Here is an 18917-nt window from a genome sequence, read left to right on the forward strand (position 1 = left end):
GCGTGTTCGTCCAGGCCCGGCCAATGCGGTCCGGGCGGCGGATACGGGTGGATTTGGGAGTGTGTACTTGATAGGCGTCCTCGGGCTGGCCCTGCTGGGTCTGACGCTGTATGTCTCGACGCTGGTCTACACGATTCGAACGTTTTCACGGTCGAAGCTGGCAGCGTTGTTGACCAACGGTCATCGCGAGCGCTGGCTGACCTGGCTTGACCGGGTGGACTGGGAACTGCAGACGGTTCTCGGCTTGTTTCGACTCAGTCTGCACCTGGGCATGCTGGGCTTCGTCCTGCATCTCTTCGTCGCGCACTTGTCCCGGGAGACCAGCTTCTGGCTGGGGGTGGAGAGTGGGGCCGTCACACTGCTCGTGTTGGCGATCTTCTCCATCGCCGTACCGCACGCGCTGGCCGTGCATGCCGGCGAACGCATTCTCGCGGCGAGTCTGCACCTGTTGATGGTGATGCGATGGATCTTCTGGCCCATGGGGCGCGTCTTTGATGGCGTCGAGTTCGTCGTGCGGCGACTGCTCGGCAAGGCCGACTTCAACGATGAGGAGGAAAGTGAGCGCGTCGAGCAGGAGATCCTCGATGCCGTGTCCGAGGGTGAGGCCTACGGTGCGGTCGATGAAGAGAAGAAGGAGATGATCGAGTCCGTCTTCGAACTCGATGAGACGCCCGTTACCGCGATCATGACGCCGCGGACGGACATTCACGCCCTGCCCGCCAACGCGACTTACGACGACGTGCGGGCAATGATCCTGAGTACCGGACACTCGCGGATCCCGGTGTACGAGGGCACGATCGACCACATCGTGGGGGTGGTTTACGCCAAGGATCTCCTCCGGCTCAACTCCGATGAGCCGTTCGATGTGCGAACCGTCATGCGCACGGCGCCCTACGTCCCGGAAACCAAGACGATCGACGCGCTGCTGGACGAGTTCCGTGCTACGCGGGTACAGATCGCCATCGTGCTTGACGAGTACGGTGGCACGGCCGGCCTTTGCACGATCGAGGACATCCTTGAAGAACTCGTCGGTGAAATCGACGACGAGTACGACCAGAGCCCGCCACCCGCCATGAACCGGCTGGACGAGACCACGCTGGAGGTCGATGCGCGCGTCCACATCAGCGAAATCAACGCTGAACTCGATATTGAATTGCCGGAGGAAGAAGACTACGAGACCATTGGTGGCTTTGTTTTCGCCACGCTTGGAAAGATCCCAGCGGCCGGCGAGGAGTTCGTTCACGGCAACATTCACGTGCAGATCGTCGAAGCCGAGCCGCGCCGCATCAAGCGGCTGCGCCTGCACGTACAGCGCGAGCGCGCCCAGGCGAGTTGAGTTGCCCGGCAGCCGACCGCGACACCACGTTGCCGGATACTGCTGGACTTCGGCTGGTCCACTTTGTAGTCTGATCTATGCGAGGGGCAGCGGTGGGTCGTGGAGGAAAAAGCATGTCCCGTTTGGCAAGTGGCGTCGCGCTGTCGCTCACCATCCTGGGGGGACTCGCGGCGCGTGGGGCAGAGTTTCGCGGGCTGGGCCAGTTTCCTGGGCACATCGGCAGTGCCGCAGTGTCCATTTCCCGCCATGGCACGGTGGTGACCGGATGGGGCCTGCGAGCCAACGGCGACCGGGTCGCCCTTGCGTGGCTCGATGGGTCGGTCATCGAGATCGGTGATTTGCCCGGCGGCGCGCGTCGAGCGCAAGCGGATGCGGCCACGGACGACGGCAGTGTCATCGTCGGGGGTGCCAGCTCCTTCGCATCGGGCTACACACGCTTCGAGGCGTTCCGTTGGGCGAAAGGCACCCTCACGCCCTTGGGATTCCTGGAGGGCGGCAATTCCTGGAGCTTCGCACGCGATGTTTCAGCGGACGGCACAGTCATTGTGGGTTCCTCGTCGAGTGCTCTGGGTAGCCGCGCGGTGGTGTGGCACACAGAGACCGTGACGGCTCTGCCACCGGCCACGGGCGATTCCCAGAGTACGGGCTTGGCCGTGTCTGCGGATGGCAGCGTGGTGGTCGGATCATCCTGGTTCAGCCGTGATCGGGCGGTACGGTGGGTGCACGGGCAGGTGGAGTTGCTGCCCAGCGCCCCAGCACACCATAACAGTTACGCTTCGGATGTCTCTGCGGATGGGACCGTGATTGTGGGCAGTACACTCACCAGTACCGGACAGTTCGCCACAATCTGGGAAGCCGGAGTGCCCCGTCTGTTAGGAGACCTGCCGGGTGGTGCCATTGCGAGTCTCGCGCACGGGGTATCGGCGGACGGCGGAGTCGTGGTCGGTTGGAGTGACGATGGTACTGCCGCCGAACCGTTTGTCTGGACGTCGGCCGCGGGGATGCGCTCGTTGCGGGAACTGCTGCTGACCGACTTCGGCCTCGACATCGGTGCCTGGCAACTCGAATCTTGCCACGCTGTGTCCGACGACGGCTTGCGATTGGTAGGTACCGGCTTCAACCCGGCCGGGCAGCGTGAAGCATGGATGGCGATCATTCCAGAACCGTCGGGTTTGATCGGGTTGTTGGCGCTGGGCGCAATCACACTCAGGCATCGGCCGCAATGATCGTGCGGCGGTATATGTTTTCATACCGCTGCCCTTTTACCCCTGGGGAGAGGTTGGGAGAGGGGCGGTTTTGAGCGGATCTCGACTCTCTCCCAACCGCGCCAACACCTGCGGCGGAATTCTGGGAAAGCGTTACCCCCCCGGAACCTGCGCGGGGGTTTCCGCGCTCCGGTCGCGTGTCGGCCGGCCGCGCAGCTCCTCGCTCGCGCGGTACTCCGCCATGCCCTCGGGTTCGGGGAAGGCCCGCGCCAGGTCGAAGCCCATCGCGTTACAGATCGCTTCGAACAGGGGTAGCAACTCGTCGTACACCCCCTGGCGCAGTCGCAGGTCGGCGTTGTTCCAGAGCCGCACGTTGTCGAGCACCTGCCCTTCCGCCGCGGGCGGTGTGGCCAGCAGTTCGCCGAAAACGTCACGCTGGAAGTCGGCAAAGGAGGGAATCCACATGCGTGCTTCCGCGATGCCCGCATTCTCCTCCACGTAACGTCGGTGGTAGCGCCGGGCGACATCCATCAGCCGGTCGTACGACCGCCAATCATCATCCGCCAGCCGGATGAAAGCCATCCGCAGCCACCCCTCGAGCGAAATCATGATGTCCCGCAACGATGGAGAATCATCCGTCTCGAGGAAACTCTCCATCACGAAGTCGTCCAGCGACTTCTGCACCGCCGGATTCGGTTCCCCCTGCTTCGTGAGGGCGTAGGCCTCCCGCAGGTAGTTGTAATAGTGCCGCGCATCGGCCTCCCGGCCGGCCATGTAGAGCATCCGCACCGCTTCGGACAGGAAGTTGAAATGCCCCGAGCGGAAGGTGTCGCCCGCGCCCGGCCCTTCGGTCGACGGATCGAAGAGGGGCGCGTACTTCAGAAAGGCCTGCTGCATCGGCTCGATGAAGTTCAGATCGCGCGTCGTGTTCAGGTAGGAACGGTGAATGGCCCCGGGCTGCGGTTCGAACTTGATCCGGTTGTTCACCCAGAGCTGGTGCAGACTGAAGAACAGGATGCGGGCCGTGTTGGTCTTGTCGTTATCGAAGCGATTGACGGTCTCGCCCCCGGCCGTGAGCCCGCGGCTCGTCCAGTAGAGACTCTGCGCGTTCACGCCGCGCCAATCGATCGGCCCGAATTCCTCGATCAGGAAAACCATGTCCGCCGGGTCATTCTTGTACACCTCCAACAGCACCTTCCGCTGCAGAAAACGTACCAGGGCGGCACCGGCCTCGTTGCCCGTTGATACACCCAGAATCTGCTCCAGGTTCTGCATGCGGGCCTGATCGGCGTGGTTCGTCGCCTGCTGCCGCATGAGTCGCTGGAGTGCGCCGCCGCGGTCGACCAGCGCGCGGTACGGCTTGAAGAACGTGAACGCCAGTCCATCTTCACGCCAGTACGTGTCTTCGGTCAGCACCGCATCGCTGATGCCGATCCCCAGACTCCGCAGCGCACGCACCATTTCGCGCGTCTCCGGATGCCGACGATAAAGCTCGTCGAGCGATGGGGCGGCGTCACGGATCGCCCGCATGTCCTCCGCGCTCGCCTCCTGCGCGATGCGATACTCCGACAGGCCGCGCGGCTGGCCCTCGGCCGTCAGCAGTGCAAAGTCGGCCTCACGTACCTCCTGCCCGCGGGCGCGGCGTTTTTCCGCATTCTGGAGGAAGGTGAGCCGGGCGGCTTCGGCCAGCCGGTTCGCCCGGGCACGGTCCGTGCCTGCCTCGCGCAGGGCTTCGAAGTCGATGCGCTCGAACGGGTTCGGCGGTGGTCCGAGCACGAGGTGCATGCGCCAGGCCCACTCGCACTTGTAGGCGTAGTGAAATTCGTCGGTGGTGGCGCCCATCTTGTTGTTGAACGTCCACGCGAGTTGCTTGTACAGGTTCACCGCCCGCGGATTGAACTGGATCCCCTGGTCGCGCAGCAGTTTCACGCCCGCGTAGACCCAGTTCCACCGTTCCTGGGGCGTGAAGGTCGTGACCGAGATGTTCCACGCCATGTTCCAGGCGTTGTATTCCCATACGGCCGGGAAGTACGGCTGCAGATCCGAGATCCACTTGTGGAGCTGCATCGCGTCGTAGTAGCGCCCTTCCTGCTTGAGCTGATCCGCCCGGATGAAGGCGATATCAGCGATCAGGCCGCGGAACGCGCCCAGCGCCTGGATCCAGAACACGTACTCCGGCGGCGTGTTCTCGATGGGGTTCTCCTGCCCCATGATGTTGAGCTGTTTGCGACCCGCATTGATCCCCGACATCGTCCGCGACGATGCCAGCACGAGTACGGCCGCTGCCAGCAGCGCTACGAGTTGTATTCCGCGGGAGCGGTTCATGCGGACACCTTTCCTCGGCTCGCCGGCGTTCGGTGGTGGCGGGTCAGACCGTGACCTCGGCGATCTCGCGGCGCTGGAAGATGTACAACCCGGGCACCAGCAGCAGAACTGCCCCGAAGAGCAGCAACCGCACGCCGGCTTCCCCGAGCATCTCCAGCGGGATGTAGCGCCCGTCCACGACGAAATTCGTGCCACTGTACCGGGTGAAATCCGGGAAGCCGAAGTAGAGCAGTGGCACGAGCACCGTCCGGACCGCCGGTCCGAAGACGCCGTAAGGATCATAGCTCGGCAGTACGACCTGCGGGTCCATATTGGCACCGGTCGCCTCGAGCACGAACGGCATCGCCAGGCAGATCAGGTAGAACACCGACCCGCACAAACATGCCACCGGGAACGAGACGAATGTGCTGAAGAAGATTCCCAGCGCGCTGAGCATCGCGATCTGAAAAGCGATGATGAGCAGGGCCTTGAACAAGTTCGCCCCGAAGTCGCCGGCTTTGTAGAGAATTTGCAGACTGTCGTCGCCGTCGAAATAGATGATGGTTTGGTGGGTCGGGTCCGTCAGCATCGGGTTCGGAGGGTTAATCACCGCCAGCATGGCTTTCCCCTCCTGGATGATCGCGCGGGCGTTCACCAGGAACTGGTGCCGGTCTCCTGAGCGCTCGCGGGTCAGCACCGGCTCGTGCAGGGGGTAGCCCTCCTCGGGATGCAGAAAAGCCCAGTACACCGGGACCAGTTCTTCTTCGGGCAGCGGCGTGCCGCGTATCTTGTAGCGAATCTGGACAACCGTATCGTCGCCCTCCGGCGGCTTGAGGCGCGCGAACTCGTACACGCGCGTGCCGCCGCTCGGTACCGCCCGCCACTCGTTCTCGATCTGCCGCAGACGGTCCATCAGCACATTGCGCTTCTGGTCCTCCGAGACGAGGCCCGTGCGCTGCCGCTCGTTCACCCAGGACTCGGCCTGCGTCATGAACTCGTCAACGGGTTTCACCGGATTCGCCGCGGTACGGGCCGTCCAGACCACGTCGCGCACCTGCAGTCGATCGCGTTCGAAGGCCACCTGCCGCGTGCGGATGTACTGGGCGAAGCCGTAAATCGCCGCGCCGCACGGCGCCAGCACCAGCAGCGCAAGCAGGTTCACGCCCAGCCACTTGCCGAGCAAAATCCGCAACCGGGAGACGGGCTTTGTCACCACCATGTGCAGCGATTTGTCCCGCAATTCGTTGCTCAGCGTCGCGCAGGAAAAGAAGATCGTCGCCACGCTTAGGAACGCGCCCAGCGCCGCCAGTGAATAGGAGAGAAAATTCTGCAGCCGGCCCGCGACCGTCTCGTCGCCGCGCAGCACGAAGGGCATGCGCACGATGAGCAGCAGCAGTACGATCAGGCAGACCAGCACCACGCGCATGCGGATGCCTTCTGCGAGCGTCAGCCGGGCGATCGCCCACACCTGCTTCATCGCTGCCTGCGCTCCTCACCGCCTGTCAGCCCGTCCAGCAGATTGCGGTCCACCTCGTCCAGCGACGGCGTGTCCACGGGGCCCTCCGGCTGCCCAGCGTTGCTCGGCGGGGCGCCGTCGCTCCGCTTCGGTTGGGCCGGCGTTTCACGGGTAAGTGCCGCCAGGAGGTTCTGATCGACATGCTCCGCCGGTGCCGGTTGTTCGACCCGCGGCGCCGCCCCGACGGGCTCCTTTTGCACGAGCGACGCGAGATAGACCTGCGCCTCCTGCTCCTGCTGCCCGCCCAGGAACCCGGCGATTTCGCCGGAACGCTCGCTGCCGGAGGTTTCGACCTTCTGCTCCCGCGCCCGATCCACAATCCGCAGGAACAACGCTTCGAGCCGATCGCGCGGCGTCGAGATCTCGAGCTGTTTGCCCTCCCGTTCCTCGATGATCCGCCGAATCTCCGCGAGCGTTTCCGGACTGAGGGCATCGGTCGTGAGCTGGAGCTTGTCCCGCCGACTCAAAATCGTTTCCAGTTTGCCGCTCTCCTGCACCTTGCCGCCGTACAGGATCGCCACTTCGTCCACCACTTCTTCCACGTCGGACAACAGGTGGCTCGACAGCAGAATCGTCTTCTTGTGCACCCGCCCGAGCCGGAGGATGATGTCCTTCACCAGCTTCGAGCCGATGGGGTCGAGCCCGCTGGTGGGTTCATCCAGAATCAGCAGGTCCGGGTCGTTGACCAGCGCCTGCGCCAGCCCGATGCGGCGGGCCATACCCTTCGAATACTCCCCCACCGGCCGCCGGGCTGCCGACCGCAGCCCCACCATGTCGAGCAGTTCTTCGATACGCCGCCGCCGCTCCATCCGGTTGAGTTGAAACAGCTTGCCGTAGTAATCCAGCGTTTCGCGCGCATTCAGAAATCGGTACAGGTACGATTCTTCCGGCAGGTACCCGATCCGCGTCTTGGTCTGCACATCATCCGGCGGTTTGCCGAAGATCGTCACCCGCCCGCGGGTCGGATAGAGCAGCCCGAGCAGCATCTTGATCGTCGTGCTTTTGCCCGAACCGTTGGGCCCCAGCAACCCGAACACCTGTCCCGGCTGCACTTCCAGATCGACATCGTTGACGGCGCGTACACGGGCGCGCCGCCAGAAATCGCGGAAGATCTTCGTCAGTCCGACTGCCTTGATGACCGGTTGCATGCTCACCTGATGGCCCCGCGGGGGCCGGTGCAACAGGGCGCCGGGGCGCCGTACGGGTCTGTCTCACACGGCGGCCGCGCGGCCCGTGCGTTGCCTGAGTGTAGTGTGGCGCGGTCTAAACAGCCGCACGCGCTCAGCGGCGTTGCCGATCGCGAATCAGCTCCTCGCCCAGTTGCCGTTTGCGCTGCTCGTCGCTGGGAATCAAAATCTCGATCGCCGTGCCCTGCGGGATATAGAAAATCTCGACCCGCCGGTTTTCGAGCACGGCCTCGCGCGTCCGGTTCCACACATCCAGCAGGGCCACGCTCGGGTTCTGGGCCACCAATTCGCTGAGCCGTTGGACACGTTCGAGCTCGCTGCGCGCCACCTGCACCAGCGCATTCGCCTGCTGCTCGGCGTCGTTCAAGAGCTGCGCAACCTGCCCGGATCGCCGGGTCTGGGCCTGCCGCAGGGCCGCGTAAATCTGTTGGCGGGCCGCCTCCTGGACGGCGGGCTCGGCCCGCTGGGCCTGCGTGTCCCCATAAGTTTTGATCAGCGCGATCAACTCTTCGGCCTGATCCCCGGCTGCCGTCCGGAGCGTGGCGTTGGCCTGTTCGCGGGCCTGTTGCTTGATCTGTTCCGCTTCCTGTTCCGCCCGGGTCACGTTCAGGAAGGCTTCCCGCACCGCGGAGGGCTCTGTGGTACGCGCCACGACCTTGACCACGCGAATCCCGGTCTCGAGTTCATCGAGCTGCGCTTGCAGGCGCCGCCGCACACCGTCCGCCACCGCCTCGACGGCGCGGCGCGTCACCTCTTCCACGGTCCGCCCCGCGACCTCGCGCATTACCGCGCTGTCGGTCAGCCGCAGCAGCAGGGGCAGCGGGGGATCGGTGGCTTCGGGCACCCGGCTCGCCACGTTCGTCACGAACAGTTCCGGGTTCGCAACTTCGTACTCCACCGTCCAGACGCCGTGGGAGAGGTTCCGATCCCCGGTGAACAGCGCCCCGTCGCGCGCCGGGTCGAGCTGCATCGCCATGCGATTGCGTCCCAACTCTTCCAGCGTCTTGCTTTCGATCTCCTCGGGCTTCTCCAGCGCGAACAGGAACGTCAACACATGGTAGCGCTGGGTGCGGACATCGATGCGCAGCTTCTCGTCGAACGGTGGTGGCAGCGTTGCGTGCCAACCCGGCGGAAACACGGTTGTCTCGCGCCCCTCGATCTGGGTGACGCGCAGCTTACCGAAACGCGTCACCAGCCCGCGCTGGCCTTGCTCGACCTGGAAAAGGCCGCTTAGACCATAGACCGCGACCAGTACGAGCATCAGCCCTTGCAGGACACGAAAACTCGCCCGCAGCGCACCCGCCAGCGAGGCCTGCCCGGGATCGACCTTGTCCGCGGGGGCCTCGGAGGACCCCGCCGCACTCGGCCTCTGGTTGGGATCGGTGCTCATACCTTACTCTCCCGCGGCCCGCGCGCCGCGCTGCACGTCATCCTCGTTCGAGACGCCCCCGCTCTGCAGCACGGCATCTTCCGCGGCGGGACGCAGCGCCGGCGCACCGCCCAGATTCGGCAGCGTGGAAATGGGGAGCCGGATGCGGGCTTGTCCATCGGCGTCCCGGACGATCGGCGGGTTCACGAAGGGGGCGAAGAGCGGAGACTGCTGGTCGATGACCACCGTCCCACCCGGTGCGAAGATTGCCCGCAGACCCTCGAGCCAACGCAGGTACACCAGCAGCGGCTGATCTTCCGGCGCGACCTGCTGGTAAATCATGGTGGCGGCCTGGGTCCCCGCGGCCCGGATCTCCTCCGCCATCGCTTCGGCAAACGCCCGGATCGAGCGTGCGTCCGCCTCGGCCTGTTGCCGGATGGTGGCCGCCCGCGAAGTGCCTTCCGTCAGGGCCGCGCTCGCGAGGCGATTCCGCTCCGCGATCATGCTCTGGAACACCTGCTGTGTCGTTTCCGCCGGCAGCGCTATGCGCCGGAATCCGACTTGCCGTACCTGGATGCCGTAATCCGTGAGCAAACCGGGCCGAACCGTGTCCGCGATCTCCTGCAGCATGCGGTTGTAGCTTGCATCCTTCGTCTCGGCGTCCCGATTCACGAAATCGGCCAGCGTGCTCTGCCCCACCACCGCGTTCTTCGCACCCTGCAGACGCGAACGCATCTGCTGTTCCGCGGCGCCTTCCGAGCGGACCTTTACATAGAACTTGAGCGGGTCCTCGATCGTCCAGATGGCGTACGCGCCGATGATCACGTTCTTGCCGTCGCTCGTCTTGAACTCCGTCTCGAACGTATCCAGGGTGCGCAGCCGCGTATCGTATTTCTGCACGGTTTCGATCGGCGGAATCCACTTGAACTTCAGCCCGGGCTCACGCACCACGCTGGTCTCGTCCGCCCGGCCCAGCAGGACCCGGATCGCCACTTCGTTGAAGCCCACCTGGAAGGTGGTGCCGGCTGCCACCAGGATCACGACGAACAGCAGGCCCGTCAGCAGCGTGGGCATTGAGATTTTCGACATACGTGCTCCTCGCACCAGCGCCTGCACCATCGCCCGCGAGGGCGACCTCAACAGGCCGCGTTCGTTACTGTTCCCGCCGTTCCGTGGCCACGTCCTCCGGTCGGACGCGCATGTCATCGTTCGTCACCAGCCGGACACGCACTTCGCGGCCCGTCGGGTCGAATGCCAGGAAGAATTTTCGCGCCGGTGTCAGCTCCTCGACCAGCGCAGTCACCAGGTTCCGCGCGTGGTACAGATCTGGAATCGTCCGGAACGCTTCGCCCTCCAACCGCGCCCGGTTCCACAGCGACCAGGCCCGCGTCTCCGTCAACCAGCGCTCCGCGAAGGCCGCCGACAGCAGCGCTGCCGCTTCGCCTTCCGTCCGTCCCAGCGCGAAGCCCTCGGCCAGACGCTCCGACCAGAACTTGCTCGCCGCCGCCGCCTCGGCCGTTTCGATCAAGGCATAGCCCCAGTCCGTGCCGAACTCGGCCGTTGCCTCGTCCCGTATTGCGGCCGCCGCTGTCTCGGCCGCGGCGCGCCGTTCGAGCAGTTGGGCCTCGGCCTGCCGGAGCGCGTCGCCCCGCAGCGCCACCGAGGCCTGGGTTTCATCCAGACCCAGCTCGTAGTACAGCTCCGCCTGCCGCAGTTCCTCCGCGCGCTGCAACACCAGCGCGTGCCCCTCAGCCACCGCGCGGTAATACGGCGCAAGCAGCTCGAGCCGCGCCTGGTACGCCGCGAGCCGCGTCGCATCGACTTCGGCCAGCCGCCGCGCCCGCGACGACAACAGATTCGTCGCATCCGTCTGCTGCTTGATTCGCATCGCGAGCGCCCGGGCACCACGCCCGCTGCCCGCCGCCGCCGCCAGCCGCTCATCCGCCTCGACCAGCGCCCTGCGGATCTCCGCCACGCGCTCTTGATCGGCCTGCACGACTTTGCGATAGGCCTCCGCCACCGTTCGTTCGGGATGGATGTTCGTGATGCCCACGAACACGACCTCCAGTCCGGCGTCCGCGACGCGTTCCGCGATGCGCTGCCGCAGCATCCGGCCGATTTCGTTGATGCGCGCTTCGAGCAGCTCCTCGGCGGTGCGTGAAGACATGTAGCGACTGACTTCCTGCCACGCCGCGTTGACAAGGTGCTGGCGCGGATCGCGCATCGTCCGCGTGTAGATGTGCAGCCGGTCCGGCCGGATGGTGTACTGCACAGCGACGTCCATCCGCAGCAAGTGCACCGGGACACGCTGGGATTCCGACTCGATTTCGCCGAACACGGTTCGCTCAGCCGTCACCGGCCCCGCATCCGCAGGCGGTACGATCAGGAAATCAAAGTGATCGAGCCGCATGTGCTGCGTGTCGGTCCACTGCAGCACCTTGACCGAGGCGTCGTAGTCGGGCGATGGATCAAAATCCTTGAATCCGACATGCACCTCGTGCAGCCGCCCGGTTTCGTATGGCTTCGCGACGTCGATCGGCCAGGGCAGCTTGAGACGCAGGCCGGGGCCGTACGGCGCCTCGGCGTTCAACTGGGTGCCGAAGCGTTCGATGATCACATGCTCGAACGGCCGCACGATCACGATGCAGGTGATCAGCCAGAGCGTTACCCCCCCGATCAGGATTAACGGCACCAGCGTACGCTGCAGCAACTGGTAGAACCAGGTCTGTGAGACATGAAAGCCGAACTGGTAATCGAAGGCATCCGCTATGGACGAGGCGATGCCGCCCGGTTCCGCGAACAGTCCCAGCAGCCGGCTGTCGAATGCCGCGCGGGGCTCCTGGCGCGCTGACACCGGCCGGTAGAAATCCGCCACGAAGTTGAACAGCGTTTCCAGCCCGAGCAGCACCATGGCAATCGGCGCCGCGTAGGCCAGAATCTGCTCCCAAATTCGCATTTTGCCGTATTCGAGCAGCCCTAATGCCGCCACCAGGGTCATGATCGCGACCGCACTCGCCAGCAGGTACGAGCCGCAGCCGCGCAGCAGTTGCCATTCGTTCACCCGCGCCATGCCGGAGGCATACCGCGACAACAGGAAGGTCCCCAGCATCAGCACCGACAGGATCGCCAGACTCAGACCGGCCAACCGGATCTCGGGCCAGTCCGTGCCGCCGATCCGCATCCCGGCGCGGCTCTGGAAGTACCAGAGCAGTCCACCCATCGCGAGCAGGTAAAGCGCCTGCACCAGCGCGACCGCCGGCACGAGCCACTTCTGCATCCAATTCAGCCGCATCGCGGCCACGCGGTAACCGAGTCCGGTCGGATCCTGCTCGTCCGCGAAAATCGAGTCGCCCGCCCCGACGGACTGCTTCTCACGCCGCAGCGCTTCCAGATCCGCCGCTTCGAGTGCGGCCTGCTCCCGCTGTCGGAAGACCAGATGGGCCACGAACCACAGCGGCAAGCCCCCGACCACGAACCAGGCGACGTTCGCCATCCCGCGTGAGGAAGTGTACAGCGCCAGCACCAGCAGGGCTGCCGCGGCCACTATCTGGACCACGAGACCGCTGACGGCCGTCCAGCGCGCCCGGGTGAACGGGGTATCGGTCACGGCTCACCTCACTCCGGCCCGGGCATCGCGCGGACGAACCCCCGCGCGCTTCCGGGCGTATAATCGCTTGTTTGCGGCTCCGATGACCGCCATAATCCCGCGCCGGTGAGCAACGGGCTCACGCCGGTCCGTCGCCAACTCCCGGATATGCAGCCCAGCATGTATTCCAAGCTCTTCGCCATCACGCGCAACACCTTCACCGAAACCATCCGCCAGCCACTTTTCAACGTGCTGCTGTGGGTGTGTGTTGGGCTGCTCATCCTCAATCCCAGCATTGCAGGCTTCTCGCTCGGCAACGCCGAGGGCGACATCAAGATTGTCATGGACGTCGGTTTGGCCACACTGCTGCTCTACGGCCTGTTCTCCGCCGTGTTCAGCGCTACCGGCGTCATTACCCGCGAGATCGAAAGTCAGACCGTTCTGACAGTCGTATCGAAACCCGTCAGCCGGCCGCTCTTTCTCCTCGGCAAGTACCTCGGCGTCTGCGGCGCGGTGCTGGTGGGCTACTACTTTCTGGTGCTCGTGTTCCTGCTGACCATCCGTCACGGCGTGCTCTCGGCGGCCTGGAACGAACCCGATCAACCCGTGCTGGTGTTTGGACTCGTGGGTCTGCTCATCGCGCTCGCCACGGCCGGCTGGGGCAACTACGTCCATGGCACTCACTTCCCCAGCACGCTGCTGCGCTGGGTCGTACCCCTCACCACGGTGGCACTGCTGCTGGTTCTGATCATCTCGCCCAAGTGGCAACTTCAGGCCCTCGGCACGGACTTCGGCGACCGCCAGATCCTTTACGCCGTACTGATGACCTTCTGCGGTGTGCTCATCCTGACCGCGTTCGCCGTGACACTCGCCACGCGCTTCACCCAGGTTGTCACCCTGCTGCTGTGCTGTGTCGTGTACGTCACCGGACTGCTGTCGGACCATTTCTTCGGCCGCCCGGCCACCGCCGGCACGGCCTGGTGGTACGAAGTGGTCTACGCCATCGTGCCCAATTTCCAGTTCTTCTGGACGGGCGATGCCCTCACGCAAGAGCAGATCATCCCGGCTGCGCAGGTTGCCCAGGTTGCGCTGTACGCGTGCGGCTACTCCCTCGGAATTCTGGCGGTGGGCGTGGCGTTCTTCCAGACCCGCGAAGTTGGGTAGCGGCAAGCCCACACGGTGACGCCAGTACCGCGGGCCCGGTCGGGCACCGGCGCTCGCTCGGTGGGGCGCTCGCGCTGCTCCGTGCAATCCATCCATCAGGTTCGCATCACTCGCATCGACATCGCGCTACCCGGCCACCGGCTGCAATGCCACGTGGCCCTGACCGGCTCCCGGCTCATCCGCCTCGACCGCTTTCCCCGGACCTTCCCATTCCAGGTGCTCGCCGTAGCGCACCATCCGGGCGCTGTTGAAGATGACGATCGCCGACGCCACCGTGTGCAGCAGCGCCGCCAGCATGGGCGACAAATCTCCGAAAACGATGATGATCTCCATCACGATGATGAACGAAATCCCAAAGATCAGGTTCTGCCAGATCACGTTCGTCATCGCCCGCGACAGACCGATCAAGAACGGCAGCTTTCGCAGGTCGCTGCTCATCAGGGCCACGCTGGCGGAATTTAACGCCACGTCGCTGCCGGCAGCACCCATGGCAATCCCCAGGTGACCTGCCGCCAGCGCCGGGGCATCGTTCACCCCGTCGCCCACCACCGCCACCCGGTGCCCGCGCTTCTTGAGTGCATCCACGATCGCAAGCTTGTCTTGCGGCAGGACCTCCGCCTGCACGTCCGAGCAGCCCATTTCCGCCGCCACGCGCCGCGCCACCGACCAGCGGTCCCCCGTGACCATGATCAGATCCCGTATCCCCAGTTCGCGCAGGTCTTCGAGGGCCTGCTGGGCCTCCGGCCGCGTGCGATCCTCGAGCCCGATCCAGCCGATGCAACGCCCGTCACGAACGACGTAAAGGGTGCTCAGCCCCTCGGGTTCAACGAACTCCGGCCCGCTCAGCAGTGAGAGGTCCGCCCCCATCTGTTCCACCCAGATGCGCCGACCGATGCGGATCTGCTCACCGCCCAAGTGGGCCTGCACACCCTTGGCGGAGACCTCTTCGAAACCCGTCGTCGCAGAGAGCGGCACGCGGGCCCGCCGCGCCGTAGCCACCACGGCACGGGCCACCGGATGCCGGCTGTTTTGCTCAACCGAGGCCGCGATCTGCAGCAATTCCGCGGCGTCAATCCCCGGCGCTGGTACCAGTCGCGAAACCGACAACTGCCCCGTGGTCAGTGTTCCGGTCTTATCCAGCACGACCGCCGTGATACGGCGCGCGACTTCCAGGTTCGTGACATCCTTGATGTAAACCCCCAACCGCGCTGCCGCCGAGAGCGAAGCCACGATTGCCGCCGGCGTGGCCACGATCAGTTCGCACGGGCACGCGATGACCAGCATGGCGATCGCCTTGGCCGTGTTGTACTCGGAGAGGAACCAGACCAGCGCGGTGATCATCAGCACGATCGGGGTGTACCACCCGGCGTACTGGTCGATCATCCGCATGATGGGCAGCTTGGTGTGTTCCGCTTCGAGAATGAGATCCTGCACCCGCCCCAGCGTGGTGTCGGCACCCACCTTCGTCACCCGGATCTTCAGTGCACCGGTGACGTTCGTGGTGCCGCCGTAGACCTCGTCGCCCCCAGACTTCTCCGCGGGCAGCGACTCACCGGTGATATTGGCCTCATTGATGGTCGAGTTGCCATCTACGATCGTGCCGTCGGCCGGAACGTTGTCGCCCGGCAGTACCAATACCAAGTCGTCGGCCCGCAGGTTGTGGGCCTCGACTTCCACTTCTCTCCCCTGCTCATCCAGCCGTCGCGCTTTGGTCGGCGTCAGCCGCATCAGCCCTTCGATGGCCGTCCGAGCTCCCAGCGCCGTCCGCGTCTCGATCAGGATGCTGAGCAACAGGAAGAAGGCCACCACGCCCGCGGTCTGGTACATTCCGCCCGCAACGGCGGCTAGTATCGCCAGGGCGACGATCTCGTCCATGTGCAGGTTGCCGCTGATCAGCGACTTGATGGAGTGCCACCACAATGGTACCGCCAGAAACAGCGTTCCGAGCAAGGCAAGCGACTGGCTGTAAAACCCTTTACCACGCTCATCCGTCGGGTCCAGCAACCAGCCCGCCACGAAGGACGCCAGCACCAGCATGCCGCCGAGCAGCGTCGCGATGAGTTTGGTCGTAGCCCGCCCGGTATCCGATTGCGTCGAGAGATGCTGGTGTCCCATGCCTCACCGCGTTGCCGGCGCTCCGCAAGCACGGAGACAGCCGATTTCCAGGTCAGCCGCGGAAACGTAAACCACTTGCAATGGTGTGGTTACGAGCGATCGCAGCAGGACGGAATTGCCGGAGTACGTGCCTGATACGGCTGGGTGCGGGGCCGAGTTCGCGCTGCGCTGGATTTTTCCGGCCCGCGCGTTGCCGACCGGCGCCCGCGCAGCACCACCCACGGGTGGTACACCGTGCGGCGCCGACCTTCGGTGAACCTACTTCTTGACTTCTTCCGTTTCGGCCTTGGCCTTCTTCTTGGCGCCGGCCTTCGGCTTGCGATGGCCGACTTTCGGCAACCCAAGCGGGCTGTCGCCATTCTCATCCCAGACCTCAAGCGCCTTGAGACGCTCGACCCGCTCCGCGCGACTCAGCACGTTGCGGTGACGCTCCAGATTGCTTTTCAAACGTAGCGAACGATCCACTGACATTACCGGGCCTCCCGGGGGGTTTACAGATTGGGTAGCATAGCCCCAGCCGTTGCCCAACGCAACGGCTTCGGCAACGCTCCCCGCAACCGCGCACGAGATTGCCTGGACAAAACTTGTCTTGCTTGCGCAAACGCCGTCATTGTACGCTGGTGGCGCGGGCGTCCGACGGTCGCAGTTCATTCGGTCGCAACGGCCGAACCGCGGGCCCAGCCGCGTCTGCTCGACAGTTTCGCCCCGTTCCGTCCAACGGCGCTCGGGCCAGTCGCGCGCAAGCGACGGCGCCGCACATCTTCGGGCTCGGTTCGGGTTGACTGATTTGGAGGAGAACAGATGAGAACCCTCGCACTGGCATGGATCCTGTGCGCCCTGTGTTCCGTGGCGCAGGCGCAACTGGTTGTCGGTAATGACCAATCGGGCGTTGCCACCATTTATGAGGTCAACGTTATCACGGGGGTCGCCACGCCGCTCTATTCCGCCAGTGACAGCAGCGCGAAGCCTTGGGGCATGGCGTATGACGGCACCACGAACACGTTGTATTGGAACAACGGCTCGGTGCTGTTCAGTTCGCCCTTTGGAACACCCCTGACACCCACCAACCTGGGCACGATGTCCTACGGTGCCGGCACGATCAACTTCGTCGCACTTTCCTTTTACAACGGTAAACTCTACGGCACGCGGAACATCGCGACCGAAGCGGTCTACGAGATCGATCCGGCCACCTTGCAAGCCACATTGGTCTATCAGTACAGTTCGTCCTTTGACTTCGGGGGGCTCGAACACGATGTCGCCACTGGCAAATTGTACGGGCTGAGTGATACCGCCCCCGCCGGGGAGGTCCGCGGGCTCTACGAGCTCGACATCGCCGCCCAAACGACGACCTTTCTGGCACCCTACCCCGCAGGCGAAACCGATATAGACGGCCTCGCCGTCTACAACCGCATCGCCTATTACGTGACCGACGGTCCCAACAACGTCCAGGCGTTCTTCTACGTCTACGATGTCGGCACCGGCGCGCTGCTCGGTACGCTGCCGTCCCCGTTCACCGGCAGCGGCACGTTTTCGGCGGCCACCTTCATCGCGCGCCCGGTCACGAGTTGCCCGGGCGACTCGAACGGTGACACGCTCGTGAACTTCGCCGACATCTCACCTTTCATTGCGGCCATCAAGGCCGGCAGTGCCACCAACTGGACCTGCGACCTGGCCGCGGGCCTGGGTCCCTATCGCAACAGCGACGCGAATGGCGACGGTACCGTGAATTTCGCCGACATTTCGCCGTTCATCTCGCTGCTCAAGAATCCCCCGCCCCAGTGCAGCAGCACTTGTCCGTAAGCCGAGGATCGCGCACCGGATCGCCGGCCCACAGCCGCGCTGGAGCGCGGCTGTGGGCGGCAGTGGGTAGTGGTTTACGCCGCGGGCAGCCCCATGGCCCGGCGCCAGGCGCTGAGCTGACCCAGATGTGTCATGACGTGGCCCCCCAGGTAGAAACCGGCCGTTGCGCCGAGCGTCGGAAAATTCTCGTGTCGGGCCTCGTCGGGATGCGGTCGCAGCAGGAGCTCATCAGGCGCCGCGGCCACCGCCGCAAATGCTGCGTGATAACCGGCAAAGAACTTCTCCCGCAGGGTCGCGAGCCCCGGATATACCGTGCCCGCGGCATCATCCTGGCACTCGGCCCCGGCTTCGAACAGTGCCACCCACTCCGCGGGGCAAGCGGCGTCCCCCGCCGGTTGACCCATTAACGCCAGCAACTTGCCGGGATAGAGGGCCAAATGCCCCAGTACAAACGACGCGTGGTTCGTGACGATGGTTTCTCCGCCGGGGCGCGGGTAGCGGGCGGCGCTCTGCGGGCTGATCCCGACAAGCAGGCGTTCCGCGTAGCGGATTCCCAGGCGAGCCGGGGCGACGATCATGGCACCCAGTTGAGACATCGGCGCACTCCTTCCTCGGGCTCTGACCAGCCCGTACGGTGTCCGGATCATAGGAGCGTCATAACTTCTGGCATGTCCGACCCCGGTGTTGTGCTCCTGGTTGTCTGTCGGAATCGGGGAGTTGAAGTACCAGCCGGAAGCGGCGTAATAGCGAGACTGAGGGGTGAAATTGATAGTGCGCCGCATCCGGGAATCTTGGAATGCGGGGTACTCTACCTGGAATCGTCCATTGCAGTATGAATGATGCCCGCATTCACAGCCGGCATGTCGAGCCGGAGGAGTTGATCCCGCGTCACCCACAGGCAAGCGTCGCTAGCGAGCGGCTGGGCCTCGCCCCGCACCCAGCGACAAATGACAGGGACGAGGTGGACGATGCGGTCGTTATATTCGCAGACGACTGTGGGCAGAGTGTGTTCGACGGTTGCCACCACGCCGCATTCTTCCACCAGTTCACGAACGGCACACTCCTCGGGCGACTCCCCGGGGTGCAACTTGCCACCAGGAAACTCCCACAGGCCACCCAGGTGGGCATGGGCATGTCGTTTCGCGACGAGCCAGAGGTCATCACGATGGACCAGCGCGAGTGCGACTTGGTGCACGAACTTGGGACCGGCTTGGTACCTGCCGTCGGCCATGGTGCCGAGCATGATTGCGAACATTCGTGTGGTCGCCAAGAGCGATGCACACCGGCAAGTTGTATGCGCAGCGCAACGGCGCCTGAAGGTGCGTGGCTGGGTCG

The 18917-nt window shown here is 64.7% G+C and carries 13 protein-coding genes and 1 pseudogene; 4 read left to right on the plus strand and 10 right to left on the minus strand.

Annotated elements, in window-relative coordinates; genetic code table 11:
• Positions 1-67: 67 nt before the first annotated feature.
• Both IPM18_07150 and IPM18_07155 read left to right on the plus strand, forming a co-directional pair.
• The gene (locus tag IPM18_07150) at positions 68-1336 is read left to right on the plus strand and encodes an HlyC/CorC family transporter (GenBank protein MBK9119366.1); all 1269 of its coding nucleotides are present in this window, start codon (positions 68-70) and stop codon (positions 1334-1336) included.
• Between the two features lie 113 nt (positions 1337-1449).
• On the plus strand, positions 1450-2562 hold the full coding sequence (locus IPM18_07155; GenBank protein MBK9119367.1) for a PEP-CTERM sorting domain-containing protein: 1113 nt from the start codon (positions 1450-1452) through the stop codon (positions 2560-2562).
• 132 nt (positions 2563-2694) lie between these two features.
• Here the strand turns inward: IPM18_07155 and IPM18_07160 are convergent, their stop codons facing one another.
• The 6 genes and pseudogenes from IPM18_07160 to IPM18_07185 form a co-directional block, all read right to left on the minus strand.
• A complete protein-coding gene (locus tag IPM18_07160) occupies positions 2695-4866 on the minus strand; it encodes a hypothetical protein (protein ID MBK9119368.1) in 2172 nt (723 codons plus the stop codon).
• A gap of 43 nt (positions 4867-4909) precedes the next feature.
• Positions 4910-6322, minus strand: coding sequence for a hypothetical protein (locus IPM18_07165; GenBank protein MBK9119369.1), 1413 nt, complete (start codon positions 6320-6322; stop codon positions 4910-4912).
• Between the two features lie 335 nt (positions 6323-6657).
• Positions 6658-7509: pseudogene (locus IPM18_07170) on the minus strand (ABC transporter ATP-binding protein).
• Positions 7510-7642: 133 nt separating this feature from the next.
• Positions 7643-8938 (minus strand): hypothetical protein, encoded by a 1296-nt coding sequence (locus tag IPM18_07175; GenBank protein MBK9119370.1) that lies wholly within the window; start codon positions 8936-8938, stop codon positions 7643-7645.
• Positions 8939-8941: 3 nt separating this feature from the next.
• On the minus strand, positions 8942-10006 hold the full coding sequence (locus IPM18_07180) for a protease modulator HflC (protein ID MBK9119371.1): 1065 nt from the start codon (positions 10004-10006) through the stop codon (positions 8942-8944).
• A 64-nt stretch (positions 10007-10070) separates the two neighbouring features.
• A complete protein-coding gene (locus IPM18_07185; GenBank protein ID MBK9119372.1) occupies positions 10071-12524 on the minus strand; it encodes a hypothetical protein in 2454 nt (817 codons plus the stop codon).
• Between the two features lie 159 nt (positions 12525-12683).
• Between IPM18_07185 and IPM18_07190 the strand changes: the two genes are divergently transcribed.
• Complete coding sequence (locus IPM18_07190) at positions 12684-13667, plus strand: hypothetical protein (GenBank protein ID MBK9119373.1); 984 nt, start codon at positions 12684-12686, stop codon at positions 13665-13667.
• A gap of 126 nt (positions 13668-13793) precedes the next feature.
• Here IPM18_07190 and IPM18_07195 read toward each other — a convergent pair whose 3' ends face one another.
• Both IPM18_07195 and IPM18_07200 read right to left on the minus strand, forming a co-directional pair.
• Positions 13794-15782: a cation-translocating P-type ATPase gene (locus tag IPM18_07195; GenBank protein MBK9119374.1), complete on the minus strand. Its 1989-nt coding sequence runs from the start codon at positions 15780-15782 to the stop codon at positions 13794-13796.
• A 258-nt stretch (positions 15783-16040) separates the two neighbouring features.
• Positions 16041-16253, minus strand: a complete 213-nt coding sequence (locus IPM18_07200; protein ID MBK9119375.1) for a small basic protein — start codon at positions 16251-16253, stop codon at positions 16041-16043.
• A gap of 330 nt (positions 16254-16583) precedes the next feature.
• On the opposite strand from IPM18_07200, the gene IPM18_07205 reads away from it, so the two are divergent.
• Positions 16584-17582, plus strand: coding sequence for a hypothetical protein (locus tag IPM18_07205; protein MBK9119376.1), 999 nt, complete (start codon positions 16584-16586; stop codon positions 17580-17582).
• A 74-nt stretch (positions 17583-17656) separates the two neighbouring features.
• Here IPM18_07205 and IPM18_07210 read toward each other — a convergent pair whose 3' ends face one another.
• Together IPM18_07210 and IPM18_07215 are read right to left on the minus strand one after the other, a co-directional pair.
• A complete protein-coding gene (locus tag IPM18_07210) occupies positions 17657-18178 on the minus strand; it encodes a DinB family protein (GenBank protein MBK9119377.1) in 522 nt (173 codons plus the stop codon).
• 212 nt (positions 18179-18390) lie between these two features.
• Positions 18391-18852, minus strand: coding sequence for a (deoxy)nucleoside triphosphate pyrophosphohydrolase (locus tag IPM18_07215; GenBank protein MBK9119378.1), 462 nt, complete (start codon positions 18850-18852; stop codon positions 18391-18393).
• Positions 18853-18917: the final 65 nt, after the last annotated feature.

The organism is Phycisphaerales bacterium (assembly GCA_016716475.1).
Classification (GTDB): Bacteria; Planctomycetota; Phycisphaerae; order UBA1845; family Fen-1342; genus JADJWG01.